Source organism: Laribacter hongkongensis DSM 14985 (assembly GCF_000423285.1).
Classification (GTDB): Bacteria; Pseudomonadota; Gammaproteobacteria; order Burkholderiales; family Aquaspirillaceae; genus Laribacter; species Laribacter hongkongensis.
The window spans coordinates 187,173-213,612 of record NZ_AUHR01000003.1; the positions used below are offsets into that span (position 1 = coordinate 187,173).

A 26,440-nucleotide genomic window follows, 5' to 3' on the forward strand; every position below is an offset into this window, starting at 1 on the left:
GGGACCACGGTTTCGTGGCCCCGGGCATGCTGTTGTCAGGCGGCCTGCTGGTCGTCGTTGCTCACATCCAGGTCTGCAAGCGAGCCACCCTTGTCGAGCCACTCCTGCACCCATGCCGGTTTGCGGCCACGCCCCGACCAGGTCATGTCCTGATTCTGCGGATGGCGGAACCGGACAGTGATCTCGCGGCTTGCGGTGGCGGCTTCCCGCCCGGCCCGCTCCTCTTCCTGCTGTTCATGCCAGGCTTTCCAGCCCTTGACCCACTGGATGCACAGCTCGCCGGTCTGTACCGGGCAGGCGCTTTCCGGCTCGCCGGCCTCTGCCGCACGCCAGCCGTTTTCCCATGCCTGATCACGTTCGAGGTCTGTGACCGTGGCTTCGTCCGGAGCGGGCAAGGCGGGTGGCATCTGCCCGGTGGCCGGTTCGGCATCAATCACGTTGCCGCCCGCGGCCGGCCCATCCATGCCGCCGCCGTCGTTGTCGTGGTACTCGTGACCAAGGTCCATGGCACGCTGGTCCGGCTCTCCGGCCACTTCGTCCATGCCGGCCAGGTTCTCGCCAGCGTCAGCAACGACGATCAGGCATGCCTTGCCTTCACTGTCGAACAGGTCATGACGGCCGGCAGCAGCGCTGTTGATCTTGAACACGGCCTTGATACCGTCCTTGCGCACGACCTGATCCAGCTCGCCGACCACCGTGGTGCGGCCTTCGCTGGCCAGGATGTGTACGGCCATGCGCACGTTGGTATCCACACGCTTGCGGAGGCGGTCAATGATTTCGTTTTGCCGGTGCTGGTTCAGCTTTGGCCACACGTCGGGCATCAGGCGAACCTCCTGCACCAGTGCCTGCAACAGGTCTTTTCCGATGGTGTCGGCAGTCATCTGGCGAAAATCGAGAGGGGCATTCATGGTGTTGGTCCTTTCAGGTCAGACGGCTGCCCGCTCTGCGTCGGCGGCCATTTTGCGGAGCTGGTCCGCGGTGAAGGTGATGCTGCTGGCGCTCAGACGGCGGTCAAGGAACAGCGTGACGGTACCGTCGGCCTTGGCGTGAAAGCCGTGCAGGTTGACCGGCGAGAAGGCCCGTCGGCGCGGCGCCTTGATCTGGGCGGGTTTGGCCCGGGTTTGCCCGTTGGTCTTGGCCGTGAGTACCGTTGTGCCCATGGCGGCGTACACCGGTGGCCGGCCGGTACCGCGGCAGAGGCGTTCAACTTCTCCGGCATTGAGGTGCTGGGACAGCAGGTGCAGGGTATCGTCCGTGTCGATCTGCATCCGGGCGGCAATGTCGCTGGCCGTCAGTTCGCCGCTGGCGCGCAGCAGCGCAGGGATGTCGTGGTAGCTGGTCATGTTCTTCTCGGATCAGTGGGTTTCAGCGATGCGTTCAAGGTGGTGTCGCTGCAGCGGGCTCAGGTACATCCCCATGCCGTAGTGACTGAACCGGTCCGTCAGGTCATCGACGAACGTACGGTCCCAGTCAGCTTTGGCATTGGTATCTGCGTCGGTCAGCAATTGCCGGAACCTGGGCTCGGAAAACACCTGGTCGACCCGCTTGTTGGTCATGCACATTCCGGTTACTCCAGATCCAGTCCAGCGGCCGGCCGCCGGCGAGTGGTCCGCTTGTTCTCGATGGCCTGGTCGACAATCGCCCGGTCGGTTTCGCTGAGTCCGCGGGCAATGTCCTGGGCAACGGCCAGATCGCCATCCTTGAGGGCAGCCAGCGCGTCCTGCAGGCCCAGCTCATCAGGGCTGTGATCTGCCTCGTCCTTGCCAATCACCTCGCCTGTCCGGGGATCGACATCGACCGGTGCGGCCGAGGCCGGTGCCTCCTGTGCGGCTTGCTGCTCGATACTGGCCTCGGTGCGGTGCAGGTCATCCATGCTCACCGAGTAGGTGCCGGAGGCGTCCGGGGTGGCGTCGTAGATGTCGCCGGCTTCGTCGGCAGTCTGCAGGCCCATCGACAGTTCCGGGGCAAAAGCGCGGGTCCACCAGCCGCCGGCCCGGTACATCAGCATCTGCTGAGGGATCGACTGCCATTTGCTCCCGTTCTTGCCGTACCAGCCCTCTTTCTTGGCGATACCTATGGTCACGTCCGAGCCCACCAGCTTTTCGCCGGTAGCTTTCTCGATCGCCCAGGCACGGCAGCCCCATTCGTCGGTGTTGCGCTCGCCGAAGAACTCGAAACGTAGCGCGCTGAACCGGCCGCAGGTGTTGACGGTGGCAATCAGGAACTGCGCCGACCAAGTCGGGCGGCCATGCACGATGACGAGGTTCTGCATCACCATCAGCGGGTCGGCACCGACGCGCTGGGCCATGTTCAGGGCGATCACGCAGTTGGGCAGGTTGCCTTGGTATTCCTTGGGAACCAGCGTCGAGCTGGCCAGCAGCTTGGCAGCGCGCTGGGCAAGCTCGAAGCCTTGCAGGTTGGTAAGGCCGACGCTGACCTGTGGCATCTGCATTTCAGCCGGGGGTGGCTGCCGAAGCGCTTGGATACTGGCGACTTGATTCATTTCGATGGTTCTCCTGATTAGCCTTTGAACTTGCAGGTCGCGTGGGCCGGGCAATACCTGGCCGAGCAGAGGACGGATTTCGGATTGCCGTAGAAGGATCCGGAATGGATCAGCCGGCTGGCGTGCTGGAGCAGTCCGGGCCGCTCTTCATCACCGAGCAGCGCATCCCGGGCGCCGTGGATTTCCCCGGTGCCGACACGCTGGGCACTGGCCGTCTTGCCGGTCTGCAGGCCGATGATCTGGGCCGGCGCGGTCAGGGGCTGGCCGACGGCAAACTCGGCGATCAGCTCGTACACGCCCATCTGCGGCCCGTGGCCCTGGGTCACGGCGGCGCCATCACTGCCCACTGCCCTGCCCCCGGTCTTGAGGTCGGCAATGCCGAGCTGGCCATCCGGTAGCCGGCGGATACGGTCGGTGGTGCCGGTCAGCGCAATGCCCAGGTCCGTGATTTCCAGTCTCTCGCATGAGACTTCGACGCCCGTGTAGTCCTGGTGCGGGGCAATGTCGGCGCAGTACCGGGCATGCAGCGCCAGCCCGATCTTCTCGGCCGAGCGCGGATCGGTGTCGCCCCAGTCGACCTCCCCGTTGCCCTCGGTGTCATCCTTGCCGTGCAAGGCATCGACCAGGGCGCCGGCCGCTTCGTCGGCGGTCAGCGGATTGCCATCCAGCCGGGATTGGTCAAACAGGGCGGTACCGGCATGTACCGCGGTACCGAGCCGGGCGGCACCGGATGACGGCAGGCGCATACCGAGCAGGTGTTTGGCCGCCCATCGGGCCGGGCAATCGAACAGTTCAGCCAGCGAGCTGGCGCGGATCGTGATGATGGTGTTCATGACGGCTGCCCCTGGCGCCGGGACATAACGGCATTGGCGATGGCTTCACCCGTGCTGATCTCGTGCAGCTGTACGGGGGCACTCATGCCCAGCTGCTCTTTCAGGACCTGCCGGTACCGGCATGCTTCATCCAGCTCGTAGGACAGTTGCTCGAACAGGACACGGGAATCTCGGTCGATCTGCCGGCAGTAGGCCTCGGCTGCGTCGCGGATGGCCCGCTTTTCGCGCTCCGCGTCGGTTGCGACACGGAATTTCTGGACACCAAGGCGCACGACCCGGCGCTGGGCCAAGGCGTAACGCAGGCGGGTAATGGCGGTTTTCAGGCTCTTCATAGCGACCTCTCAACAGGGTTATCTGTCATCAATCTACAAATATGTTTGTTGAGTGTCAACAGATAATTTTGTTAGCCAACAGAGAGGTTGCCGATCACACCAAGCGATTCAGGAATCACGCATTGATGGCGTATGGCTTTTATGTTCAAGTAATGGAGATACGCTTTTGCAGATCTTGAAGAAGGGCTACGCATGACGGCTGCGTTCAAGGACCGAGTGCTCGCACACGTTGAGCACATTAAAAAGATGGGCAGCCTGTGCTCGACCGAGGAAACCACGAAGCAAGCATTGATCCTGCCGTTACTGGATATTCTCGGCTTCAGCGCCTTTGACCCGACTAAAGTCAAAGCTGAATATCAAGCTGACTTTCCTGGTGTAAAAGCAGGGGAGCGCGTCGACTATGCGCTGTTCTGCCATGGTGTACCGGTGATGTTTGTCGAGGCCAAGGTCCACGGAGAAAAGCTGGTCAACCATTGCCCGCAGTTGTCTCGCTATTTCAATGCCACGCCGGAGGTTGCCGTATCGGCCATTACAAATGGCAAGGAATGGCGCTTCTTCACGGATCTCGACAACAAGAACATCATGGATGCTGAGCCGTTCTTGACGATCGACCTGACGACTGTCACCGATGCTGATATTCAGCAGCTGCATCGCTTCCGACATGACCAGTTTCAGCCGGAGGCCTTGCGTACCTTGGCTGAGGAAAGTATTTACCTAGCGGCCTTTATCAAGGTAATCAGTGACAGCCTTCGCGATGTAGACACTGACTTTGTCCGCTATGTTGCAAATCGTTCAAGCATCCAGCGCCAACTCAACCAGCGCTTCTTGGAGACAATCACACCATTGGTTCGTCAAGCGGTTGAACGCTCGGTCAGTGCAATGGTGGTATCGGGGTTGTCGGCAAGTGCCAAACCGCAAGAATCGCCGGATGATGGACGTATCGAAGCTGAAAAGCCGATTGATCCTACTGCGCCTATTGTTGATCCAGATAACAGCCGTATCGTGACTACGCATACCGAGCGCCAAGTTTTCGCCAATGCCAAGCTTGTACTTGGTGATGATGCGGATCTACATGCCCGTGATACGGAGAGCTACTTCAGCGTCCTGTACCAAGGAAAAACCAACCGCTGGTTACTGCGCTATTTTGATAACAAACAGCGCCCAAGCATTCAGCTACCTTTCGCATTATCCGAGCAGTCGCGCAATGAAGTTTCCCGCGCAGGGTTGGAAATAGGCGCAGGTGAACAGATAATTATTGATCGCCCAGAAAATCTGCTTCGGTTGCCAGGTCTGCTATTTGACGCCTACAGTTATTGCTCAAATGACGAAAATTTCCGCAGAAAACAGTAGGAAGCAATCCTCGCCGCAAACCCACCATTTGGTGGGGTTTTTTATTGATTTTCCGCGTTAAAAAATGCAAAACCCGCCGAGTGGCGGGCTGTGATCGCTAAATGGCATACGTGATTGCTGGCGGTTACTCCGATACCCATTTTCCAACTACTACACCGCATAGACTCGCATTGCCATTGATAGGTAACAGTTTTGGACCTGGCCAGTCAGGATTGAGCGGCTTGAGAAATTTGTGTTCACCTTCAACAACAAGTTGTTTGAAGGTTGCCTCATTATCGTCTTCCAGACGGACTACCACGTTTCGCCCATGTTCGGCCGGTGCATCTGGGTCGACAAAGATGATGTCTCCATCCTGATACTTCGGCTCCATCGACACTCCGCGTACACGCAGTGCAAAGGCATGCGGTCCGACATGCCGCATACAGGGTAGCCAGTCTTCTGCGTCCCCCGGTGCCAGACTATCAATCACTTCGCTCCAGTTTCCAGCCTGAACCCAAGAAATCAACGGAACAAGACAACGAATGCCAGGGGCCGGTTCTATGTTGACAGGCATGGATGTGCATGCCTCACCAGGCTTATGTCGTGCCTGATCTGCAATAGGCTCCCCTATACCCGCTTCAAGCCACTCGGGAGAAACACCCAGTGCCAACGCAATTTTGGCGTTGTAGCGACTCCCTCCTGCTGCGTTCTTTGGATTGCGCAGGTACTGGATCGACTGCTGCTTGATACCCACCAGCCTGGCCAGTTCATTCTGACCAATAGCGGCGCGGTCCATCGCCCAAGCAAGGCGTTCTGCGTACGTTTCCATGAGAATGAGGTTACAAAAATCTTTGTTGTTGTGCTGACAAATTTGTTTGTTATAAACTACAGGCAAATCTGTTGAAAATAAGGACGCTACCATGTCAGCACCAGCACTCGACAAAGCCATTGAGCATGCGGGATCGCAGGCGCTTCTAGCAGCGAAAATCAGTTCGCCAGGGAAGCTCGTTAAGCAGCAGCACATTTCATATTGGAAAAAGTCCGAAAAGGTGCCGGCTGAGTACGTTTTGTCCATCGAACGTGAAACGGGGGTCTCCCGTCACGAACTACGGCCAGACCTCTACCCAAAAGAGCATCAATACTCGCCCCATGACTCAAGCCTAACTACCGAATGTGAAGTCGTCCCCATGAGAAAGGCAGGCTAGTCATGGGAGCCTACGCACACGTCACGGCTGCGGCCCAGATGCTGGCCAAGCGGTTCCACAACGGCATCGCCGGGCTGGCCACGGTCATGGGCAAGAACCCGACCACGCTTGCCAACAAGCTGAACCCGAATTACGACAGCAACCAACTGACGCTGGAAGAAGCCGCCGAGATCACCGACCGGACGCAGGATCCCGCCATTGCGGATGCTTTGGCGGCCCTGTGCAACCGGACGACCGTTGCCCTGCCCTCTGGCGACATCAGCATGAAGGATCTTGCCCGCGAATTTTGTCGCCTGACGGCCGAATGCGGGCACGTTGGCCACAAGATCGACGAGGCCGAGCACCCCGACAGCGAATGGGGCGAGCAGATCAGCCCGGGAGAGAGGAAACAGATCGCCATCGAGTTACGGCACCTGCTTTCTGCAACCGTCGGGATGCTGCGCCGGGTGGAGGGGTGATCATGGAAATCCGCGAGATTCGTCACTTTCACCTGTTCTGCGGTCTGGGCGGCGGGGTAAAAGGATTTCACTCGCAAGGGGCTTCAAAGCTCCTTCGTAGTAGCACATGCCTCACCATGAGCGGGGGACTGTGCCATGCGTGACTACGCAAAAATAGCGCCCACTTTCTGGACCGGTCGTACCGGTCGCTCGTTACGGGGCAATCCAGAAGCCCAGGTTGTCGCCATGTACCTGATGACGACACCCCACGCCAACATGATCGGCGTATTTCATTGCCCGCTGATCTACATCGCACATGAAACCGGACTACCCCTGGAAGGGGCTTCAAAGGGGCTTCAAAGCCTGATTGATGCAGGATTTTGCACCTATGAAGCCGATATGGAGCTGGTTTGGGTACACGAAATGGCCCGATTCCAGATCGGCGACTCACTAAAGCCTAACGACAACCGTGTAGCCGGTGTGCGCAACGAATATGAGCGCATCCCTGAAAGCCTTGTCCGGCAAGGGTTTTACAGACGATACCAGTCGGTTTACCACTTGCCTGAAGAGCATTTTGACGCAAGCCCCTTTGAAGCCCCTTCAAAGTCCCTTGGAAGCCAAGAGCAGGAACAGGAGCAGGAACAAGAACAGGAGCAGGAGGAAAGCAGCGGCAAAGGAACTCCACCAGTTCAGCGCGCAAACGGGGCTTCGCCGCCGCCTGCCAACCGGGCTGATCCAAACAAGGCCCGGGCCAACGAAATCACCGCGATGCTGCGCAAGCGGGGTGCTGCGCTGCAGGCCCAGGATCCGAGGGTGCTGGCATGGGCTGCCGAGGGAGTCAGCGATGCGCAGTTGCTGACTGCGCTGGATCTCGCCCAGCGCCGGCGGGCTGACCAGCAAAGCGCCCAGCCGGTCAACGCCGGATTTCTCGACACGCTGCTGCGTGAGCCTGCCCCACGGGTAGCAAGCGGAGGTAACGGGCGCAGATCTTTCGACCCGTCGGCATACATCAACCAGAGGATTCACGATGAACCCGAAGCCATCATCATCGACGGTGAATGCCAGCGTCTGGCTTACACCGCGCCCGGCCCTCGAAAACAAATCGATGATCACCCGCCTGTACAACCGCCTGGACGGCATGTACCCGAACCTCTGGCAGGCAAATTTCCCCAGCGAAGAGGCCACGGAGGCTTGGAAAGACACGTGGGTTGAGGCGTTCTGTGAAGAGGGAATCACTCCGCAGGAAATCGCCACGGCCCTGACCGTATGTCGCCGTCGGCACGAGAGGCCGCCCAGCCTGACGCAGTTCCTGAAAGCCTGTCGCCCGCAAGCCAACAGCGATCCCGAGCCGGCGTTCTACGACGCCGCCGACCAGATGGTCCGGCGCCATGCAGGCCAGCAGGAAACCTGGCCGAGCCCCCGGCATTTCTGGGCAGCCCAGCGCGTCGGGGGCGACATGCTGCATCTGGGCTGGCGTGAGCTGGCCGGACGCTGGCGTGCCGCTTGGGAACAGGCTGCAGCGGATGCGGACAGGCCGATCCCGGTTGCCGCACCACGGGAACAGTCCCTCCCCGCCCCGGGCAAGACTACCCGCTCCGAAGCCGAGGTATCGCGGATGCTCTCCGAAGCCCGGAAACAAGCCCGGAAGCAGTCGCAGGATGGCCAGCAGTATCCGGACGGTCTCGACCTGAGCTGGACCGAGCCAATCAACAAGGCGCCGGCCAGCTACCCGTGCATCTCGCTCCAGTACGCCCATGCGGTGCGCACCCGGTACGGCCTGTCCGTCAGCGACGCCCTGCTCTCACGGCTCGGCATGTCTCGTGGCAGCGCCAGCAACTAAAGGAAATGTTCATGAATCAGGAAATCCAGTTCGGTACCCAACGTCACGCCAAGCGAGGCATGCAAGCACTTGGCCGTCTGAAAACCGGCCAGATGAACAAGACCGAAGAGGCATATGCCAAGCATCTTGAGCAACGGCGCCATGCTGGTGAGGTGGCGTGGTTCAAGTTCGAAGGGCTGAAATTCAGGCTTGCCGACAATACGTTCTACACCCCTGACTTCGCGGTCATGCTGGCCAGCGGCGTGATGGAAGCACACGAGGTCAAAGGCTTCTGGCAGGACGATGCCCGCGCCAAGATCAAGATCGCCGCCGACATGTATCCGTTCCGTTTCATCGCGGTCAAAGTCCGGGCAAAAAAGGACGGTGGCGGGTGGCACGCGGAAATTTTCGAGTGAGGAAAATGGGAGGTGACCATGATTGAACCTGCAGCCGCCCTCGCCTACTGGGCCAAGTGGGCTGTCGATCCCGGCAACCGGAGCCAGTCGTGTGTGTCGATCGAGCACCGCTGCATGGATGATCCGGCCCGCTACGTGTTCGAAGAAGATGCAGAAAAGCGGTTCCGGTTCCGCTACGACCAGAGGACAGGCGAGCTGGTGGAAAAGCTGGTGACCACCATGCCGGCCGCAGAGCGCCAGGCACTGCAGGCCCGGCACGTTTACTTCCCTGCCCTGACGGATGAGGCCGTGGCCCGGCGCCTCGGCATGTCGGCCCGGGCCTTCGACACCGTGCTACTGGCCGCCACGCTCAGGTTCGGCCGGCTCTGGCGGGAAAGCCATCGGGTGGCAGCATGAAGCGACCACGTGGCAACGGGCTCTCGTCACGCATCTGCGACGTACTGGCCGATGCTCCGAGGCCGATGTTTTTGGGCGAGATTGAAGCTGCGCTGGAATTTCATCATCAGCCAGCAGAGATCATGTCCGTTTTGGTTAAGCTACGACGCTCTGGCAAAGTGGCCGCCAGTTTGCGCGAACGAGAGGGATCGGGTCGACGTATTGCTCGCGCGTACGGGCTGAAGGAAACATCCCTTGGGTTGTAGGGTGATTTCGGCATATATGCGAATGCTGGCCATAACCCCCAATAACCACGGGGATCAGGTATATTGACGCTGTGGTGGTCGAGTTGCGTCCACGATTCAGGCAAGGCCCGCACGCATGACGATGCGGGCCTTTTCGTTTACAGTCCATGCCATACCCAATGTCATTGGAGCGTATAAATGAAGCCTATCGTGTACGACATCGTGATCCGCCAAGAAGTAGAAGCTCGGGACGAAGCGGAAGCGCTCTCTACCCTCTTGAGTGATCTCCGATATGGTGACCGGTCATGTGCCAGCTTTGAGCCCGTGCGGGATGACAACCGCTATGGTCCCAAGGACCTCGAGTCTCGGAACAATGGAGGCCACCTTGTCCTCAATGCCGAGGGGAAACACACACTCCTTACGCTGATTCTGGACTATGCGGCGGCATACAAGGCCGGCAATGAAGCCACGACTGTTGAACTGTATTCTGAAATTACATCAACGCTCAACTACCTCAAAAATCGGGCACGCTTTGATGACGATGTCCGGAAAAAGCAATCCAGCGATTAGGCACAGCACATTCCAAGCACCAAGCCCCGCCATGAAGCGGGGCTTTTTTCATGGCTTCCACATGAGATTAGCGGCATGCTTATACGTTGGGGCGTTCATTGACTGATTGAAAATCTCGTACATCATCACAATCTTCATAATTCCACGACAAAAGGAGTCATGATATGAACGACGATAACTTTAAAGTTGGTGATGTTGTCCGGTTGAAGAGTGGCGGACCGCGCATGACCATCCAGAGACAGGATCGCGAGGGATGGCTATGCGTGTGGTTCACTTCTTACGAAGCTGATAAAGCCTCTTATCACTCTTTCCCGACTGAAGCCCTTGCTCTGGTCAAGGAATAGTGACTAAGAGCTGCTAACAAAACCGCATGACTCATCGGTAAGTTACTGATCTATCAAGTTCGCAACTATCCGAAACATAGGTTTTGTTAGCCGGCCTAAAGCATGAGCAATCCCCGCCGTTAATCGGCGGGTTTTTCATTTGGAGCAGCCAAACGCGTGGGATACCGCCATGGCCAAACTGACAAAACTGACACCTGAAAAAGAAGCACGGTTTCTGGAGGTGCTGGCCGATACTGCAAACGTCAGTGCCGCGGCCAAGGCGATCAGGATGGCCCGTCCCTACCTGTACGAGCTGAAGGCTAAAGACAAGCGCTTCGCCGCGGCTTGGGATAAGGCGGTGACGTATGGCACGGCCGCTCTGGAAGATGAGGCTGTACGCCGTGCCTGCGTCGGCACACTCAGGCCGGTGTTCTACAAGGGCGTGAAGGTCGGCTCGATCCGCGAGTACAGCGACACCCTGCTGATCTTCCTGCTGAAGGCACGGGATCCTGACAAGTACGCCGAGCGCGTGAAGAAAGAACTCACCGGCCCAGGGGGCGGGCCCGTGCAGCACACGGCCGTCTCGCTGGAGGAATACCGTGCTGCCCGAAACAAGATCCTCGACGACTACTGACGCGGCGAGACAGCTGGCCATCCAGGTTGAGGCACAAGAGGATCTCTACTTTTTTGCGCGCTACATGTTCAAGCGGCGCAAGGGATTCAAGTGGCTGCACAACTGGCACCATCGGGCCGTATGCGATGCCCTGATGCGGGTGTACCGCGGCGAGTGCAAGCGGCTGATCATCAATATCCCGCCACGCTATTCCAAAACCGAACTGGCAGTGGTGAACTTCATTGCCTGGGCGATGGGCAAGGCTCCCGACAGCGAGTTCATCCACGTCAGCTATGCTACGCCACTGGCACGGAACAACAGCGTCAATGCCCGATCGCTGATGCAGCACGAGGCTTACGGTGAAGTGTTCCCCGCGGTGACGCTCGACTCTGATGCCGGCGCACACTGGACTACAACCGCCGGTGGCGTGATGTATGCCACGGGCGCAGGCGGCACGATCACCGGTTTCGGTGCCGGAAAAATCCGCGAGGGCTTCGGCGGCGCGATCATCGTAGACGACCCGCACAAGCCTGACGAAGTGCGCTCGGACACGATCCGGCGCGGTGTGATCGATTGGTTCCAGAACACACTCGAATCACGCTGCAATAGCCCGGAGACACCGATCATCGTGATCATGCAACGTCTGCATGAGCAGGATCTGTCCGGATGGTTAATTGATGGTGGCAACGGAGAGGACTGGGAAGTTGTCAGCCTGTCCGCAATTACCGAATCAGGAGAGGCGCTGTGGCCTGAAAAGCATAGCCTTGATGATCTTGCGCGCCTGAGCCAGACCAACAGTTACGTATTCTCTGGTCAGTATCTCCAAAAGCCGACGCCCCCAGGTGGGGCAATCATCAAGGGTGAATGGTTCCCGAGGTACAGGGTCATTCCCCCGCTACGTTGGCGGGCTGCTTACGTGGACACGGCCCAGAAGGCTGGCCAGCACAACGACTACACCGTATTCACCCATGCCGGCATGGGCATCGACGGCAGGATCTACATCCTTGATGTCCGTCGACAGAAAGTGGATGCAGTCGGCCTGGAAAAGCTGGCCAGAGACCTCTACGCCAGCTGGCGGATTAGCAACACGGTGACACAGGTACCGTTCCGGTATTTCGCCATTGAGGACAAGTCGTCTGGCACAGGGCTGATCCAGCAGCTCAAAGAGCGTCACCGCATACCGGTCAAGCCGGTCAAACGCTTGGCAGGTCAGGACAAGTACTCGCGAGTAATGGACGTACAAGGTCACCTTGAAAGCGGATTCGTCTGCTTGCCCGAGGAGGCGCCATGGGTAGCCGATTTCATTGCCGAATGTGAGGCATTCACCGCTACTGATGCGCATGCCCACGACGACCAGGTCGATACCCTCGCCGACTGCGTCAGCGACATGCTGGCCGGCGGCGTTTCCATGCTGGACATCCTATGAGCAAACAAGCAAAAAACCGCCGGCCACAACATGGCCGAGGCAAAGGTATGGTCGCGACTGACGGTCTGCAGAGCATGGCTATGCGACTGGGCGGCCGACAGCGCGAGATGAGTTATGCCCGCGTCAACCTGCTGACGGACCAGCGCAACCAGCTGGATGCACTGTGGTTCGAAGACTGGTGCGCACGGAAGATCTGCGACAAGAAATCACGGGACATGACGCGCCGGTGGCGCACGGTCAAGTCAAACGATACTCCGGCCGCAGAGCTCGAGCGTTTCGAGCGGCTGGAGCGGCGTCTGAACGTGCGCGAGGTCATACGGCAGGCACACCAGTGGGCAAGCCTGTATGGCACTGGCGCCATCATCCTGGTGGGAGACGGCCAGGACCCGACGGTCGAGTTCGGCGAGGATGAAAGGCTGGTACGACTGGTTGCTCTTGACCGGCATTCGATCTCGGCCAGTACCGAGCGAGAGCAGAACGTGTTGTCTCCCGTTTTCGGGGAGCCGGTGACCTACACGATCAAAGGCATGCAGGAAATACACCGTAGCCGGGTCATTCTGGTTCGTGCTGTAGAGCGACCGCCTTCTGACGCAGAACGTCTGTGGGGCATCTCTGATCTGGAGGGCGTCATCGAGGCAGTCAAGCGGTTCGACATGCTGAGCCTGAATGTCGGTGACCTGGTAACCGAGTCCAAGGTGGATGTGTTCAAGATCCAGGGCTTCGCCAACAAGATCGCGGCTGGCTTCGAGAACGAAATCATCCAGTTGATCTCGTCAATCCAGGCGATCAAGTCGACCACCAACAGTGTCGTTGTCGATGGAGAAATCGAATACGAGCAGAAAGAACTGACCTTTACAGGCCTGAAGGACCTGCTGGTCGAGTTTCGCAATACCGTTGCCGGTGCGGCTGACATGCCCCTGACCGTGCTGTTCGGCCAGTCGGCGGCAGGGTTTGCCAGCGGTCAGGAGGACATCACGAACTACCACGAGTCAATCCATGGCCTGCAGGAGTCCCGCCTGCGTCATGTGTTCGACCGGCTGGATCCGATCCTGGCCCGCATGTTGTGGGGCAAGACCCCCGATGACTGGTGGTTCGAATTCCCGCCATTGACCGAGCTGACGGCAGAGCAGCGTGCCAACGTGCTGAATATCACCGCAACCGCCTGCGGCACCCTGCTTGACCGGGGCGTGCTGCGTGAAGACCAGATCCTGTCCGAGCTCAAGCAGTCCGAGCTTTTTGACAATGTCACAGAGCAGGACGTGACCGCAGCCAGGAGCCTTGCCGGTTCGCACGAGGAGGATCCATATGGATTTGCGCCAATTACTGGCATCGCAAGGCCGACAGACCCGACGAAACCGGCAGTTACGCCCGGCAACGCCCAGCAAGCGAACAGAGGTGTGGTACCGGCAGCAGCTGCTTGAACTTGTGGCGGTCATGCGCACGATCGTTGAAGAGGAAATCGGTGGAGTCCAGCTCCTGGTCCAGGACAAGGACGGTGACCCGCCGACCGGCCTGTTCGCCAGGGCTTTCAATTCGGCAATGGATCGCGCCATTGAGCGGATTGCCCGACTGGTTCCCAGATCCATGCTGGAGCGGATGGCTGCAGGCATGGTGCGGCGGGCCAACCAGCAGAACCACCGCCAGACCGCACAGGCCGTCAATGCCGCCATCGGCATCGACGTTGGTCAGATGATCGAGCGCTCACCATCCGTGGCTGCGCAGGTCGAAGCCGCCACGATCCATAACGTGAACCTGATCACCAGCATTCAGAGCCAGTATCTGGATCAGGTCCGCACCACAGTCATGCAGGCCGTGACCAGTGGCCAGCGACATGAATCGATCATTGCGTCGGTTCGCGAAACAGGCCGGGTTTCGGAAAGCCGGGCCCGGCTGATTGCCCGTGACCAGACCAACAAGCTGAACGGAGCGCTCACGAAAGCGCGCCAGACATCGCTTGGAGTGCGCCGCTATCGCTGGAGCGGTGCGAACGATGAGCGGGAGCGCGAAACGCACCGGGAGAACAACGGAAAAATTTTCAGCTGGGACGATCCGCCGCCCACTGGCCATCCCGGGGAGGACATCAACTGCAGGTGTGTCGCCATCCCGATTATCGAACTTGACTAGCCCGGCCCGTGCCGGGCTTTCTCATTCATGAAACTGACCGCATACGATTTTCAGCCCTCATCGACCTCAAAACGCCGACGGACTCCGCAGGGTTACCTGGTCGTGCCGGCCTTGTTCGCGCGCACCGGAATCCAGGAGTACGACGGATCCGAGGTCGGCGAGACACCGGGGCAGACATACCTGGTCGATCGCCCGGCTGAAGAGGTCTTTGCTCCGGAGTCGGTTGCCTCTTTCGAGGGCATGCCGATTGCCATTGGCCACCCGGATGACGGCATTACTGCCGATACATGGCGCCAACTGGCCGTTGGCATGGTGCGCGACGTCCACCGCGAAGGGGATTTCCTCGCAGGGGAAATCTGGATCTGTGATGCCGATGCGATTCGTCAGGTCGAGGTCTACGGCATCGAGGAACTCAGCGGAGGGTACTCATGCGAGCTGGTACCGGGCCATGGCGAGGTAGATTTCATCCAGACCCAAATCAGAGGCAACCACGTCGCGCTCGTTCCGAGAGGGCGCTGCGGTGGGCAATGCAGGCTCGGAGACCAAGACAACAGGAGCAACAAGACCATGAAGAAGACTCTTCTGGATTCCTTGCTGGTCGCACTCGGTATCGAAAAGCCGACCGAACAGCAAAAGGCAGCAGCCAAACTGGCACTCGCCACCCGTGACGAGGATCCGGAAACCCCGACAGACGAAGGGGATCCGAACAAGCCGGCTGATGAGGATACCCCGCAAAACCCGGTCCCTCCTGCCCCGCCTCAGAACAAGCCGGATGTACCGGCCGATGAATGTGATCCGGCCAAACCGACCGACGAAGATCCGGCCCAGCAGATCGCGGCCCTTCAGCAGGCTCTGGCTGCCGCGAACGCCAGGATTGCAGAGCTGACCCAGGCAGCCACTGATACAGCCGAGGCTCAGACCGTCGCTGCCGATGCGGCACGTGTGGTGCCCGGCATCCAGGTGACGGCGAAGGATAGCGCCCGCTCGATCCGAGAGAAGGTGATCCTGCACAAAGGTATCGAGAGCAAGGATGGACTGAAGCGCATGAGCGACTGCGAAGTCAAGGCGCTCTACCAACTGGCCAAGTACCAGGACGGTACCGGGCTTGGCCGTGCCTTGCTGGGAGACAACGAGAAAGCACCGGCAGGTGTCGATTACAACCAGCTCTACGGGAGCAAGCAATGACCTACAAGTCGCAAAACCTGACTGCCTTTGCTGGCCAGATCAGTAAGGCAGGCGAGTCACTGGCTCGTGCAACTGGCGAACAGAACGTTGGCACCACCCCTGTGGCGGCCGGGCGCTTTGTGGCCCTGGCTGCCGGTGGCATCAAGGAGCTGGCTGCAGTTACTGATGTTGTGGCCGGTGTGGTCGTGCGATCACCAGTCCAGTCCGAATACCAGCCTGACGAATACCTGAGCGTGGGCAGGGTTGGTCACGGGGACGGCATCTGGGTTGTGCTGGAAGGCTCGGCCGAGCGTGGGGACAAGGTTTTCATCCGCGCTGTTGCCGAAGACAGCAAGCCAGCTGGATCCGTTCTGGCAGCCGAGGTCAGTGAAAAAACCGTTCCCTCGGACTTCCATATCCTCAATGTTACCGCCGGCCTGGCCGAAATCGGCCGCCTGTAAAGGACACCCCATGCAATTCACCCTCAAAGACGGTCTCAACATCCTGATCCCGGCACTGGCACAGTTCCGCGAGCAGATGGTGACCGAGAAATACCCGGAGATCGTGTTCCCGCAGTTCGTGACGATCGACAGTTCTGGCGGTCGCGGCCTGATGGAAAAAATGCACTTCAGTGTCGAATCGGCCAGTGATCTGGACGATGGCCTTGTCGGTGACAAGACCACTTCGATCGATACCGTCGAGGTCGACTTCACACCGGGATCGGCAGCGGTCGTGTCGTGGGCTAAGGGTGTCACCTACACCCTGCGCGAACTGGAGATCTGTGCGCGCCTGAAGATCGACGTGAATACCGAAAAAATGCGGGTCTTGCGCCAGAACGCTGACCAGACCCTGCAAAAGGTGGCCTTCCTCGGCCACGCCCGTGACACGCGAATCAAGGGCCTGCTGAATTCCGACAAGGTCGAAGCTGTTGGCATCAAGGGCGGCAAACCTTTCGCGGAAGGCGCCGCAGACGAAAACGCAGCGGCACTGATCGACATGTTCACCCGTGTGCTGACCAGTACCGACCTGATTGCAGCGCCGGATACGCTGGCCATCCCGATGCTCGACTACGTGACCCTTGGCAGCCAGCCGCGTGGTGAAGGACGCGATACCACGGTACTGAAGTACGTGACCGATGCGTTGGCCGGCATTGCCGGTAAACCGGTCAACCTGAAGCCGATCCCCCTGAAGCTGGCGGACAAGGCCGGTAACGGTGGCAAAAAGCGTGCACTTGCCTACATCAACGATGCACAGCACGTCGTGATGGACATTCCCTCTCCTCCGGAAGTGCTGGATGTCCAGCCGAAGGGCCTGCTTGCCTGGCAGACCGGCATCCGCATGGATTTCGGCGGTGTCACGTTCCTCGAGCCGCAGAGCGCCAAGTACATCGACTACTGACCGGGGACCACCATGGCAGAGCCAACCGTTGACGATCTGGTCGCCAGATACCCTGAATTCAGCAAGGCCGACCCTAACCAGGTCGGCCTTCTGATTTCCGAGGCAGCGCTTGAAGTGGATGCCGGCACCTGGGGCAAATTCCACGGTGCCGGCATCATGGCCCTGGCGGCGCACCTGCTGGCCTTGGCCAGGCAGACCTCCAAGGGTGCCGCAGCCGCATCCGGGCAAGTGACCGGCAAGAAGGCGGGCGACATCCAGTTGAACTACGCGGCCGCGCCGGTCGCTGGCATGGCTGATGCCCTGCTGGCAACGACCGTCTACGGCCAGCGCTACCTGCAGCTGCGCAGTCTTGTGGCCTTCGGGATCCGGGTGGTAACGCCATGACGATGCCTGATCTCGGCAGCCTGCTGCGGCTGCAGCAGATCATTGCCGAAGCTACTGCGAAGTCTGTCGTGGTTGGCGTGCCAGCGAACAAGAATGGCAGAGAAGAAGGCGTACTGGGCAATGCAGACGTCGCGATCATCCATGAGATGGGTGTACCAGAACGCGGCATCCCGGAACGGTCATTCCTGCGCAAAACGATGCTCGAGAAGCACCAGAACCATCAGGAACTGGCAGCCAAGGTCATGCGCAAGGTCCTAGCCGGAGACATGGTGGTCGAGCATGCACTCGAGCTGATCGGCATCGCTGCCGCGGGCGATGTGCAGGAAACCATCGAACGCGGAGATTTTGCTCCACTGTCGCCAGCCACGATCCACCGAAAGGGCAGCAGCAAGGCGCTGATCGACAAAGGTGAGCTACGCCAGTCCATCACCAGCGAGGTTCGTGATGCTTGATGTGTCTGAAATCTTCGATGACCCGGATCTGGCACAGGAGGTCGACTTCGAGACCCGCGGCGGCTCATTCGATGCCAGCGGTCAGTGGGTCGACGAATACACCCCGGTCACGATGATGGCTGTCGTCCATGCCACCAAGCCTGATGACCTGACATTGCTGCCCGAAGGCGAGCGGCATTTGCCGGCCAGGAAGGTCATGACCACCCGCCCGCTCACCGTGGGCGATTTCCTGCTGTATCAGGGCGCGCGATGGCGCGTGTCTGCCTCTTCCGACTGGTCTGAATATGGGTTCCACAACGCTATCGCAACTCGACACAACGGGCTTGCGGCACCTGCTCAGGAGGCTTTTGTCGTTACCTGACGGCTCCGTTCGAGCAGCCGACCAGGCAGCCCCTGCAGACCGGCACGGTCCGTTCATGACTGTTCGTGTCGTGACCACCGTCGAGATCGGACAGGCCCGGCGGACGTTCGACGGCGAGCGCGAGATCGAAACGGTCTCGCAGACCTGCCTGAGCACGGTCAGCGTCCAGGCATTCGGTACGAACGCCTATGCGCTGATGCAAAAGCTGCGCGCCCTGCTGGAGTCGAGTGCTGGCATGTCAGGCCTCAAGGCACTGCACTGCACGGTGCTGTCCATGACCCCTGTCCGCAACCTGACCGGAATCATCGGTATCGGCATCGAGGAACGCGCCAACGTCGATCTGACCATCAACCACGACCACATCGTCGAAATCGATCTGCGCCGTATAGACGAGGCGCCAGTCATCACATATCCGGAGCAATGACCCATGTCTCTCCCTCTCAACCTGATCGTGAACGTCCAGCTGAATACCCAGCCGGTATCGTCAGCGCGTCGGGATTTTGGCACTCTGGCCCTGTTCACTCCCGAGCAGGGCAATGTATTCAGTGACGCAGCCACACTGTATGTAGATTGTGCCAGCCAAGGCGATGTCGAGACAGCCTTTGGCACCAATTCGGAAACAGCCCGTGCCAGTCGACCGTTCTTTGCCCAGACTCCACGGCCGAAATCCATGATGGTGGCCCGCTGGGTACGAGCTGAACGCATCATCCCGGCGGTGAAGTCGGCACTGTCCGGATCGCCGCTGAGCAATACACTGGCTGAACTGAAGGCTGTCACGGATGGTCGGTTGTCGCTGGCCATCGGCGCCAGCCGGTTCGATGTGACCGGTCTCGACCTCTCTTCCGTGGTTGACCTGCAGGGCGTGGCCTCTGTCATCGATGCGAAGATCACGGCAAAGAACGTATCGTGCCGGTATGACGCCGTAGGCAACCGGTTCATCGTCGAAGCCGATGTGGCCGGTGCTGACGATGCAACCCGGATCAGTTACGCAACCGACAGCACCGGTGCCGGTACCTACCTCGGTGGCATGTTGAAGCTGGAGGCCGGCCAGGCCGACATTACCGCCGGCGCGAATGCGGTGACGCTCCCGGCCGAGACCCTGCCGGAGGCGTTTGCCCGCCTGCAGGACAAGAATCCGTCATGGTATGCAGCCGTGCCTGCTGCACAGCTTGGCGACGACGAAATCGAAGCTGCATCGGGATGGATTCAGGCTGCCGACAAGAAGATTTTCGGCTACACGACCACCAAGGCCAGCCACATCGAATTTTCCCAGGGCAATGTTTTCAAGACGCTCTACGACCGGCAGGCATACCGCACCGTTGCCCTGTACGACCGGGATGATTACTACGCCGCCATGTCATGGCTGGCCCGTGCCCTGTCGGTCAATTTTGCAGCCAACAATTCCACGCTGACGATGAAGTTCAAGGATTTGCCGGGCATCACGCCCGATAACCTGACACTGACCGAAGCGAAAAAATGCACCAGGCTGGGTATCAACTTTTACACCTACTACGACGACACGGCGATGGTTGCCGAAGGAACGGTCATTGGTGGCAGGTTCTTCGATGAGATCCACATCCTCGACTGGTTCGTCGATGCCGTGCAGAAGGAAGTCTTTGCCGTTCTGAAACGGTCACCAACCAAGATCCCGCTGACGGATGCCGGTACTGCCAGGTTGATCGCTGCCGTCAAGAAAGTCGCACGCGAAGGTGTCAAAAACGGTGCATTCGCGCCCGGCATCTGGAACGGCGATCCGTTCGGCACGCTGGAGAGCGGCGACCGTCTTGATGACGGGTTCTATGTCTGGGCCGATACCGTCGACAACCTGTCGACATCTGACAGGGAAAGCCGCAAGGCGCCTCCCCTGCAAGTCGCCATCAAGCTTGCCGGCGCCATCCATGGTGTCGACATCATCGTCAACTTCGACCGCTAATGAGGTCCATACATGACTGCAAAGTTTGACCCGAAGCAGGTATCTGTCCTGCTCAACGGCTACGAGATCAGCGACTGGGCGGATGGTTCCGACGTGATCTCGTACAAGGCCGTCACGGATGCCGGAAGCTACACGATCGGGGCCAATGGTACCGGGGTATTCATCGCCAATCCGGACGAGTCCCACGTGCTGGTGCTGAAGCTCAAACAGCACTCACCAGAAAACAAGTGGCTGAATGACCAGTTCCGCCAACAGCGCAAACAGATCAAGTCGTTCACCCCGTTCACGCTTGAGATCCGCGACCTCCTGAACGAGGACGTGGCGACGGGTGTAAACGGCTTTTTCACCACACCAACCGACTTCACCCGTGGCGCAGGCCACAACCCGCATGCCTGGACGATCGTGTTCGAGTCCGGCGACATCAAACAGGAAAAGGGATGGGCTAACTGATGGATAACGAAAAGCGGATCACTCTGGACGGCATCACCTACATCATGACGCCGGCCAACGCCAATCTGGCATGGGACGTACTCAAACGTGCCGGTCGTTTGCTGAACGGGGTTGAAGTATCGAAGGATGATGCCAAGGGCGGTGCCGGCAAAGCCATCGGAGCAATCCTGAGCAACCTCGGGGATCCGGCCGTAACCGAAATCGAAAACCTGGTGTTCGGCCATACCAACGTGGTACCCGCCGATGGCAAGCCGTTCCGCCTGCAGGACAAGCGTGCCGAACATTTCAACCAGTACCGCGGCCACATGATGCCGCTGCTGATGCAGGGAGCCAGCTACCAGTTCGGCGATTTTTTTACCGGAGGCATGGCCGCACTGGGTCAGCTGTTCCCGAACATGACACAGCTGGTCTTGCCGCCGACGCCGTAGTCGACTGGTTCCTGTTCGCCCCCGTAATGCGCCGCCTGTGCACCCTGCACGAGCTGCGCACCGTCTACACCTTGTCTGACCTGCTCGATTTCCACGATGCGATTGCCGAGTGGGATGAGGCACAGCGCAAGGCGCAAGAAAGGCCTCCGGCATGATCCTTGACGAATTCCTGTGGAAGCTGGGATTTCTGGCTGATACGTCCGGGGCCCAAGTGGCAACCGCAGCGCTTGCAAACGTGTCCAGTGCCGCTGACGATGCCGCCGGGGCCGTTAATCAGGCTGCATCAGGCGTCAACAAGGGTACTGGCTCCATCGTTTCATCCCTCGGCATGTGGATGGCCGCATTGTCCGGTGTCGGAGCCGGAATCGCGCTCTTGTCAGGCGGGCTGTCGTCGTTCATTGAGGATGCCGTCAGCCAGCTTGAAGACCTGGATGAAACGGCCGGCAAATCTGCCCGCAGTGCTGTCGATGAAGCCAAGGAGCGCCTTGTTGAGGCTGGCGAGCAAATCACCAGCATGTTTCTGGACATCCGCCGCCAGGCCATCCTGACAGTCCTGCCCTACCTTGATGCAATCGTCAGCAAAATCCGCGAGTGGTACGCCGCCAACCGGGCCTTGATCGAAGGTACCCTGACAAAGCTGAAAGATGTGATCGGGCGGATCGGAAGTGCCATCGGCAACACGGTCAGCTTCATCGCCAAGGTTATCGACCACACGACGGGCTGGAAAGCTGCGCTGGCCTTGCTCGCCGCCGGATTCATTTACCTGAAGCGGCAGATGATCATGTCCGCAGCTGCACAGGGCCTGGCCTTGCTGATGAACCCGCTGACACTGGTCGCAGCAGCTATTGCAGCCCTGATCCTCTTGGCTGATGACCTTATGGTTTACATGGAGGGTGGTGAAAGTCTGCTGGGTGATTTCTGGAAACCATTTGTCGGGGCCATTCCCGGTATCAAGGCATGGTTCCAGGATGTCAAACTGCTCTTCCAGAGGCTGTGGGATCTTGTTGTCGAGGGCATGATCCAGTTCGGGAACTGGATGTCTGACTGGTGGAGCCGAAACGGCGAGGCTGTTACTTCATTCGTTGTTGGTGCCTTGATTGTATTCGGAGCCTTTTTGTCATTTCTGTGGCAAGGAGTCCGCGGAATATTCGCTCTGCTAACGGGCAACTGGGAGATGCTGGAAGACATAGGGGCCAAGACGGCTTATGCACTTTCGGCAATTTTTGAACAGCTGTTTACGCTCGTTTCTGCTATCGCAATGGCAGCATGGGATGTAATCAAATCAGGTGCTGCTGCTCTCGTCCTCATATTCCTGCAAATCGCAGGACCAGTTGTCGAGAGTTTTTCCAGCGCTTTCAAATTGGTCATCTCCATGTGGGATAAAACAGTCGGAGCTATTACCGCTGGCGTCCGGAAGGTAATTGGCTTCTTCACTTCCATCGGCCAGTCGCTGGGATTACTCGATGGCAAGACCATTGAGGTCGCACAGAAAGTAGCTGTGACCGCCTCCGCGACACCTGGTGCAGTAATTGGTGCCCAGAACGCGGCACGGCCGCAGTCGACCAACCCGGCCGCCTCCCTGCGCACATCCCAGACCGGTACCGAACAAAGCAGCAACATCAACCAGGATGTGAAGATGAACATCTACACATCAGACCCGGAGAGAGCCGGCAAAGCGGCCGCCGACGAGATGCGACGCCAGCAGCAGTTGGCAACGCGCAATGCAGGCGGCGCGGTCAAATACTGATGAGAGGTGGCTATATGGCCAGAGTGATCAATCGCAGGATCGGAACGGTGGAGCTGGATGCCGTGGTGTCCGAGGGCCACCAGTCCGACCTGCGGGTCACCGAAAATCCTATCGAGTCCGGTGCCCAGATCGCTGACCATGCAGTGCTGGAGCCAAAGTCCGTGACCATTACCGGGGTGATGGTCGATCACGATCACCAGATGCCGCAGCAAACAGGCAACATGCTGCCATCCATTCGCGGCCTGGATTTCATGGACAAAATCCAGCCGCTGGTGACTCTGCCATTCCGGACGCCACAAACACTTTCCCGCATGCAGCGCGAACTGAATTCGTTCTCGGCCACTGCCCAGACTGCGGTATCAAAGGCCATGGCAACTACCCGGGCGCTTGCACCGTGGCTACCGGATTTCGCAGCACTCGGCACACTTGATTCGTCATCGGGTGCGACAACAGATCGGGTCCGGCAGGTATACGACGCGCTGACCGACATCCAGAAATCTGGAGAGACGATTGAAATCGAAACCGGCCTGCGCCTGTACGAAAACATGTTGGTGACGTCTGTTTCTGTATCTCAGACCAAGGATGGATCCGCTGAATTCAATATTTCAGCCAGAGAGGTGCTCATCGTTGAAACGGAAAGCACTTCTGGCGTGGATGTTCCATCCAGCGGAGAGAAGAAATCCGGCCGGTCGGCAGCCCAGTCAGCCAAGAAGGCCCAGAAGGGAAAGGTTTCAACAAAGGATTTGAGTGGAAATCGATCCTTGATCAAGGCACTGGATAGTTGGGCTAAAGAGAGGTAACAACCGCAATGGTCGTGTAAGATATTGTTTCTACATATCAACAACAAGCAGGATGCTAACAATGTCATATGTCGACAGTAGCTTGATGCCCGGCGAGCAAGTGGTATATCGCGCCAAGGTTTCCTAGCTTTCACAGATTGCTCTCATCATTTCAGGAATAATCCTGCTGTTTTTCTTCTTTGTCGGGATTATTCCCCTTGCGATTGCAGTTATTCGAGTTTTAACGACTGAGCTGGCAATCACAAACAAGCGTGTTATCGCAAAATTTGGCTTTATCAGCAGAAAAACGGTCGAGTTGAAGCTGGAAAAAGTTGAGAGCGTCCAAATCGATCAAGGCATTTTTGGTCGGATGCTCAATTTTGGAACACTGGTAATCGGAGGCGCGGGCAACCCTGCTGCTCCAGTACCAAGTATCGACAATCCTCTTGCTTTCCGTCGAGAGCTTCATCAACTGATGGAAAGCCCTAAATAGTCAGTTCAGCAAGATAAAAACCCGCCGCCCGGCGGGTTTTTTCATGGACCCAGCCATGCGACAGCTCCCCGTAGACTCCAGCCCGCTGCAGGGCATGACCGTTGAAGTTGCCGGCCGGTCACTGCAACTGACCATCCGCTACAACAGCATCGGCGATCACTGGGCAATCGACATCTATGACGAGGCAGACATGCGCTGGGTCGCTCAAGGCCAGGCACTGGCTACCGGTGTCCCCATCCTGTGGCGAGTACAGGTGCCCTACTTCTTCCTGCTCGTCGATGAAAGTGGCATCGGACTGGATCCGAGTGGCGGCGCCGACCTTGGTAGCCGCTGCCTGCTGTACATCGGCGAAAAATCGGAGATTGAGCCATGAGGCAATTCGGGCGCCAGCTGCGGCTGGAGATCGGCAATGCCACATCCGGTATGGCAATCACGTCCCTGCGCGTGGCATTCGAATTCCAGAAAACCATCGACGCCAAACCAAACCCGGGCCGGATTCGGGTGTGGAACCTGAACCGGGACCACATGCACCAGATTCTGTCCGGCCAGTACGATCGAGCCCGACTGTCCGTCGGTTATACCGAGCTGCGGACGATATTTGCAGGTGACATCATCAAGCCTCGGGTCAAGCGTGAAGGTCTGGATTTCATTGTTGACCTCGAGGTCGGCGACGGCGACATCGATTATCAGACTGCCCGGGTATCGACCACGATGCGGGCCGGGGCGACAGACCGGCAGATAGTCGGCGATCTGGCCAGGACCATGGCCCGGTCCAGCACCGGTGCGATCGATGTGCCTGTTGGTCGCGCATTGCCGCGGGGAAAAGTATTGGTCGGCAATACCCGGGACGTACTGTCGCGGGTGGCCACCCATAACGGTGCGGACTGGTCGATACAGGACGGCGAGCTGATCATGCTTCCGGCCGACAAGGTACTGCCCGGCGAGTCAGTCGTGCTGTCTCAGGAAACCGGAATGATCGGGGCGCCAGAAGCCACAGACAACGGCCTGGAGCTTTCATGCCTGTTGAATCCCGAATTGCGCATTGGCGGGCTGGTAACCGTCAGGTCAATCCTCGACTGGTTCAACGGGGACTACAAGATCGTCAACCTGCGGTCGAGCGGCGACATCCTTGGCGGAGACTGGATCACGAAGCTGATCGTGGTCGGTGGAAAATTCAAGAAGATCGAGAAGGAAAAGGAAAGCACGAAATGAGCAGCGGTGCATACGACTGGAGCAATCCGTCTGCCGAGGGGGCTGCCAATGCGGCAACCGAAGCGGCCATTCGGAACGTGCACACGGCCATGCCAGGCCGGGTAGTCTCGTTTGATCCAGACGGGCCGACAGCTACTGTTCAGGCCATGATCGACCAGGTACTGTCCGATGGCTCTGCTGCCCCCTTGCCACCGCTTGTCGATGTACCGGTGCAGTTCCCGCGAGCCGGCGGATTTGTCATCACGTTCCCGGTCAAGCCCGGAGACGAGGGACAGATCATTTTCAACGAGCGGTGTATCGATGGCTGGCATCAATCCGGCAGATCAGGCCCGCCGATGGACTACCGGCTGCATGACTATTCCGATGCGACTTTCATCCCCGGAATCAACTCCAGACCGAACGCCATCCCGAATTTCGAGATGGACGGTGTCAGTATTCGAACCATAGATGGGGCGGCGTTCATCAAGATCGATGAGGGTGGGCAGATCACCATGGACGGTACTGACCTGACAGTACGGTGCCCGGTGTTTTTCGAGAAACTGTTTACCTATATGGCTGGCATGAGCGGTACCGGTGGCGGTGCTGGAACCAAGGTGACTGGTTTGTTCGAACAATCCGGAGGGGCGTTGTCGTCGAATGGCGTGGTGCTCGATAGCCACGTCCATTCCGGCGTGCAGTCAGGAGGCAGTGACACAGGAGGCCCGAAATGAGGGTGCGCCGCATCGATGCTGCCGGCGACTGGACCTTTGGCCAAGGCCGGGCCAGCTATGCCGGCACGTCTGAATCCGTTGCTCAACGGGTCAAGACCCGCTTGCAGTCGTTCATGATGGACTGGTTTCTGGATCTTGATCATGGCCTGCCGTGGCTAGGAGACATTGAACGCCCGGCCGACCTGACACGCATTGAGCGTGACATCAAGTTGCACATCCTGCGGACACCGGGAGTGGCCGAGATTCGTGCATTCGAGATGGCACAAGATACGACCTCCAGACGGCTGCGGATCATGACCACGCTACGAGACATCCATGGTAGAGAGTCGACGGTAAACGCCGAACGCTGACCACAACCCCGTTATTTGCCCCGCCATCT

Annotated in this window: 38 protein-coding genes; 31 read left to right on the forward strand and 7 right to left on the reverse strand. The window is 58.9% G+C overall.

The window, feature by feature from the left end:
- Positions 1–35 precede the first annotated feature (35 nt).
- The 6 genes from G542_RS0103890 to G542_RS0103915 all read right to left on the reverse strand — a co-directional run bounded on the left by G542_RS0103890 (position 36) and on the right by G542_RS0103915 (position 3,668).
- A complete protein-coding gene (locus G542_RS0103890; RefSeq protein ID WP_027823422.1) occupies positions 36–908 on the reverse strand; it encodes an H-NS histone family protein in 873 nt (290 codons plus the stop codon).
- Positions 909–926: 18 nt separating this feature from the next.
- Positions 927–1,343, reverse strand: coding sequence for a hypothetical protein (locus tag G542_RS0103895; RefSeq protein WP_027823423.1), 417 nt, complete (start codon positions 1,341–1,343; stop codon positions 927–929).
- 12 nt (positions 1,344–1,355) lie between these two features.
- On the reverse strand, positions 1,356–1,556 hold the full coding sequence (locus tag G542_RS0103900; RefSeq protein WP_034985033.1) for a hypothetical protein: 201 nt from the start codon (positions 1,554–1,556) through the stop codon (positions 1,356–1,358).
- A gap of 11 nt (positions 1,557–1,567) precedes the next feature.
- On the reverse strand, positions 1,568–2,446 hold the full coding sequence (locus G542_RS0103905; protein WP_244878673.1) for a hypothetical protein: 879 nt from the start codon (positions 2,444–2,446) through the stop codon (positions 1,568–1,570).
- Between the two features lie 74 nt (positions 2,447–2,520).
- Entirely contained in the window at positions 2,521–3,336 is an 816-nt protein-coding gene (locus tag G542_RS0103910; protein WP_027823426.1) for a RecB family exonuclease, read from the reverse strand.
- A complete protein-coding gene (locus G542_RS0103915; protein WP_027823427.1) occupies positions 3,333–3,668 on the reverse strand; it encodes a hypothetical protein in 336 nt (111 codons plus the stop codon). Before G542_RS0103915 ends, G542_RS0103910 begins: the two co-directional genes overlap by 4 nt.
- A 192-nt stretch (positions 3,669–3,860) precedes the next feature.
- On the opposite strand from G542_RS0103915, the gene G542_RS0103920 reads away from it, so the two are divergent.
- Complete coding sequence (locus tag G542_RS0103920) at positions 3,861–5,018, forward strand: type I restriction endonuclease (RefSeq protein WP_027823428.1); 1,158 nt, start codon at positions 3,861–3,863, stop codon at positions 5,016–5,018.
- Positions 5,019–5,142: 124 nt separating this feature from the next.
- On the opposite strand, the gene G542_RS17820 is transcribed toward G542_RS0103920, so the two are convergent.
- Positions 5,143–6,072, reverse strand: a complete 930-nt coding sequence (locus G542_RS17820; protein ID WP_244878674.1) for a LexA family protein — start codon at positions 6,070–6,072, stop codon at positions 5,143–5,145.
- On the opposite strand from G542_RS17820, the gene G542_RS17825 reads away from it, so the two are divergent.
- The 30 genes from G542_RS17825 to G542_RS0104065 all read left to right on the forward strand — a co-directional run bounded on the left by G542_RS17825 (position 5,984) and on the right by G542_RS0104065 (position 26,411).
- On the forward strand, positions 5,984–6,202 hold the full coding sequence (locus G542_RS17825) for a transcriptional regulator (RefSeq protein WP_244878678.1): 219 nt from the start codon (positions 5,984–5,986) through the stop codon (positions 6,200–6,202). The genes G542_RS17820 and G542_RS17825 overlap by 89 nt on opposite strands.
- 2 nt (positions 6,203–6,204) lie before the next feature.
- A complete protein-coding gene (locus G542_RS17345; RefSeq protein ID WP_051189887.1) occupies positions 6,205–6,660 on the forward strand; it encodes a phage regulatory CII family protein in 456 nt (151 codons plus the stop codon).
- A gap of 135 nt (positions 6,661–6,795) precedes the next feature.
- Complete coding sequence (locus tag G542_RS18390) at positions 6,796–7,851, forward strand: DNA-binding protein (RefSeq protein WP_155826595.1); 1,056 nt, start codon at positions 6,796–6,798, stop codon at positions 7,849–7,851.
- Positions 7,778–8,479 (forward strand): replication protein P, encoded by a 702-nt coding sequence (locus G542_RS17355; RefSeq protein ID WP_211218777.1) that lies wholly within the window; start codon positions 7,778–7,780, stop codon positions 8,477–8,479. The genes G542_RS18390 and G542_RS17355 overlap by 74 nt, the downstream gene beginning before the upstream one ends.
- 11 nt (positions 8,480–8,490) lie before the next feature.
- A complete protein-coding gene (locus G542_RS0103945; RefSeq protein ID WP_051189906.1) occupies positions 8,491–8,874 on the forward strand; it encodes a hypothetical protein in 384 nt (127 codons plus the stop codon).
- A gap of 18 nt (positions 8,875–8,892) precedes the next feature.
- Positions 8,893–9,270, forward strand: a complete 378-nt coding sequence (locus G542_RS0103950) for a hypothetical protein (RefSeq protein ID WP_027823432.1) — start codon at positions 8,893–8,895, stop codon at positions 9,268–9,270.
- A gap of 422 nt (positions 9,271–9,692) precedes the next feature.
- Positions 9,693–10,064, forward strand: coding sequence for a hypothetical protein (locus G542_RS0103955; RefSeq protein WP_027823433.1), 372 nt, complete (start codon positions 9,693–9,695; stop codon positions 10,062–10,064).
- Between the two features lie 164 nt (positions 10,065–10,228).
- A complete protein-coding gene (locus G542_RS17830; RefSeq protein WP_081666725.1) occupies positions 10,229–10,408 on the forward strand; it encodes a YodC family protein in 180 nt (59 codons plus the stop codon).
- A 169-nt stretch (positions 10,409–10,577) separates the two neighbouring features.
- Positions 10,578–11,021 carry a hypothetical protein gene (locus G542_RS15815; protein WP_051189890.1) on the forward strand — a complete coding sequence of 148 codons (444 nt, stop codon included), beginning with the start codon at positions 10,578–10,580 and terminating at the stop codon, positions 11,019–11,021.
- Positions 10,987–12,426, forward strand: a complete 1,440-nt coding sequence (gene terL / locus G542_RS0103970; protein ID WP_211218778.1) for a phage terminase large subunit — start codon at positions 10,987–10,989, stop codon at positions 12,424–12,426. Before G542_RS15815 ends, terL begins: the two co-directional genes overlap by 35 nt.
- Positions 12,423–13,847 carry an anti-CBASS protein Acb1 family protein gene (locus tag G542_RS17835; RefSeq protein ID WP_155826597.1) on the forward strand — a complete coding sequence of 475 codons (1,425 nt, stop codon included), beginning with the start codon at positions 12,423–12,425 and terminating at the stop codon, positions 13,845–13,847. Before terL ends, G542_RS17835 begins: the two co-directional genes overlap by 4 nt.
- Positions 13,848–13,860: 13 nt before the next feature.
- On the forward strand, positions 13,861–14,550 hold the full coding sequence (locus G542_RS0103980) for a phage head morphogenesis protein (protein ID WP_162142328.1): 690 nt from the start codon (positions 13,861–13,863) through the stop codon (positions 14,548–14,550).
- A gap of 27 nt (positions 14,551–14,577) precedes the next feature.
- Positions 14,578–15,735 carry a DUF2213 domain-containing protein gene (locus tag G542_RS0103985; protein WP_027823436.1) on the forward strand — a complete coding sequence of 386 codons (1,158 nt, stop codon included), beginning with the start codon at positions 14,578–14,580 and terminating at the stop codon, positions 15,733–15,735.
- Positions 15,732–16,175 carry a structural cement protein Gp24 gene (locus G542_RS0103990; RefSeq protein ID WP_027823437.1) on the forward strand — a complete coding sequence of 148 codons (444 nt, stop codon included), beginning with the start codon at positions 15,732–15,734 and terminating at the stop codon, positions 16,173–16,175. Before G542_RS0103985 ends, G542_RS0103990 begins: the two co-directional genes overlap by 4 nt.
- 10 nt (positions 16,176–16,185) lie before the next feature.
- The gene (locus G542_RS0103995) at positions 16,186–17,112 is read left to right on the forward strand and encodes a major capsid family protein (RefSeq protein WP_051189891.1); all 927 of its coding nucleotides are present in this window, start codon (positions 16,186–16,188) and stop codon (positions 17,110–17,112) included.
- A gap of 12 nt (positions 17,113–17,124) precedes the next feature.
- Positions 17,125–17,496: a DUF4054 domain-containing protein gene (locus G542_RS0104000; protein ID WP_027823439.1), complete on the forward strand. Its 372-nt coding sequence runs from the start codon at positions 17,125–17,127 to the stop codon at positions 17,494–17,496.
- Positions 17,493–17,948: a hypothetical protein gene (locus G542_RS15825; RefSeq protein ID WP_155826598.1), complete on the forward strand. Its 456-nt coding sequence runs from the start codon at positions 17,493–17,495 to the stop codon at positions 17,946–17,948. Before G542_RS0104000 ends, G542_RS15825 begins: the two co-directional genes overlap by 4 nt.
- Entirely contained in the window at positions 17,941–18,309 is a 369-nt protein-coding gene (locus tag G542_RS15830) for a hypothetical protein (protein WP_034984971.1), read from the forward strand. Before G542_RS15825 ends, G542_RS15830 begins: the two co-directional genes overlap by 8 nt.
- The gene (locus G542_RS15835; RefSeq protein ID WP_444542962.1) at positions 18,233–18,733 is read left to right on the forward strand and encodes a phage neck terminator protein; all 501 of its coding nucleotides are present in this window, start codon (positions 18,233–18,235) and stop codon (positions 18,731–18,733) included. Before G542_RS15830 ends, G542_RS15835 begins: the two co-directional genes overlap by 77 nt.
- 3 nt (positions 18,734–18,736) lie before the next feature.
- Positions 18,737–20,242, forward strand: coding sequence for a DUF3383 domain-containing protein (locus G542_RS0104015; RefSeq protein ID WP_027823440.1), 1,506 nt, complete (start codon positions 18,737–18,739; stop codon positions 20,240–20,242).
- Between the two features lie 12 nt (positions 20,243–20,254).
- Entirely contained in the window at positions 20,255–20,692 is a 438-nt protein-coding gene (locus G542_RS0104020; RefSeq protein WP_027823441.1) for a tail tube family protein, read from the forward strand.
- Complete coding sequence (locus G542_RS0104025) at positions 20,692–21,120, forward strand: phage tail assembly chaperone (RefSeq protein ID WP_027823442.1); 429 nt, start codon at positions 20,692–20,694, stop codon at positions 21,118–21,120. The genes G542_RS0104020 and G542_RS0104025 overlap by 1 nt, the downstream gene beginning before the upstream one ends.
- Before the next feature lie 26 nt (positions 21,121–21,146).
- The gene (locus tag G542_RS19425) at positions 21,147–21,275 is read left to right on the forward strand and encodes a hypothetical protein (protein WP_275662931.1); all 129 of its coding nucleotides are present in this window, start codon (positions 21,147–21,149) and stop codon (positions 21,273–21,275) included.
- Positions 21,272–22,867 (forward strand): hypothetical protein, encoded by a 1,596-nt coding sequence (locus tag G542_RS0104035; RefSeq protein WP_027823443.1) that lies wholly within the window; start codon positions 21,272–21,274, stop codon positions 22,865–22,867. Before G542_RS19425 ends, G542_RS0104035 begins: the two co-directional genes overlap by 4 nt.
- 14 nt (positions 22,868–22,881) lie before the next feature.
- Positions 22,882–23,667, forward strand: coding sequence for a phage baseplate protein (locus G542_RS0104040; RefSeq protein WP_027823444.1), 786 nt, complete (start codon positions 22,882–22,884; stop codon positions 23,665–23,667).
- Between the two features lie 160 nt (positions 23,668–23,827).
- Positions 23,828–24,139, forward strand: coding sequence for a PH domain-containing protein (locus G542_RS19605; RefSeq protein ID WP_505712065.1), 312 nt, complete (start codon positions 23,828–23,830; stop codon positions 24,137–24,139).
- Positions 24,140–24,194: 55 nt separating this feature from the next.
- Positions 24,195–24,512, forward strand: coding sequence for a phage baseplate plug family protein (locus tag G542_RS0104050; protein WP_027823445.1), 318 nt, complete (start codon positions 24,195–24,197; stop codon positions 24,510–24,512).
- A complete protein-coding gene (locus G542_RS0104055; protein WP_027823446.1) occupies positions 24,509–25,351 on the forward strand; it encodes a phage protein in 843 nt (280 codons plus the stop codon). The genes G542_RS0104050 and G542_RS0104055 overlap by 4 nt, the downstream gene beginning before the upstream one ends.
- Positions 25,348–26,061, forward strand: coding sequence for a Gp138 family membrane-puncturing spike protein (locus tag G542_RS19550; RefSeq protein WP_027823447.1), 714 nt, complete (start codon positions 25,348–25,350; stop codon positions 26,059–26,061). The genes G542_RS0104055 and G542_RS19550 overlap by 4 nt, the downstream gene beginning before the upstream one ends.
- Positions 26,058–26,411 (forward strand): contractile injection system sheath initiator, encoded by a 354-nt coding sequence (locus G542_RS0104065; RefSeq protein WP_027823448.1) that lies wholly within the window; start codon positions 26,058–26,060, stop codon positions 26,409–26,411. Before G542_RS19550 ends, G542_RS0104065 begins: the two co-directional genes overlap by 4 nt.
- The last annotated feature ends 29 nt before the right edge of the window (positions 26,412–26,440 follow it).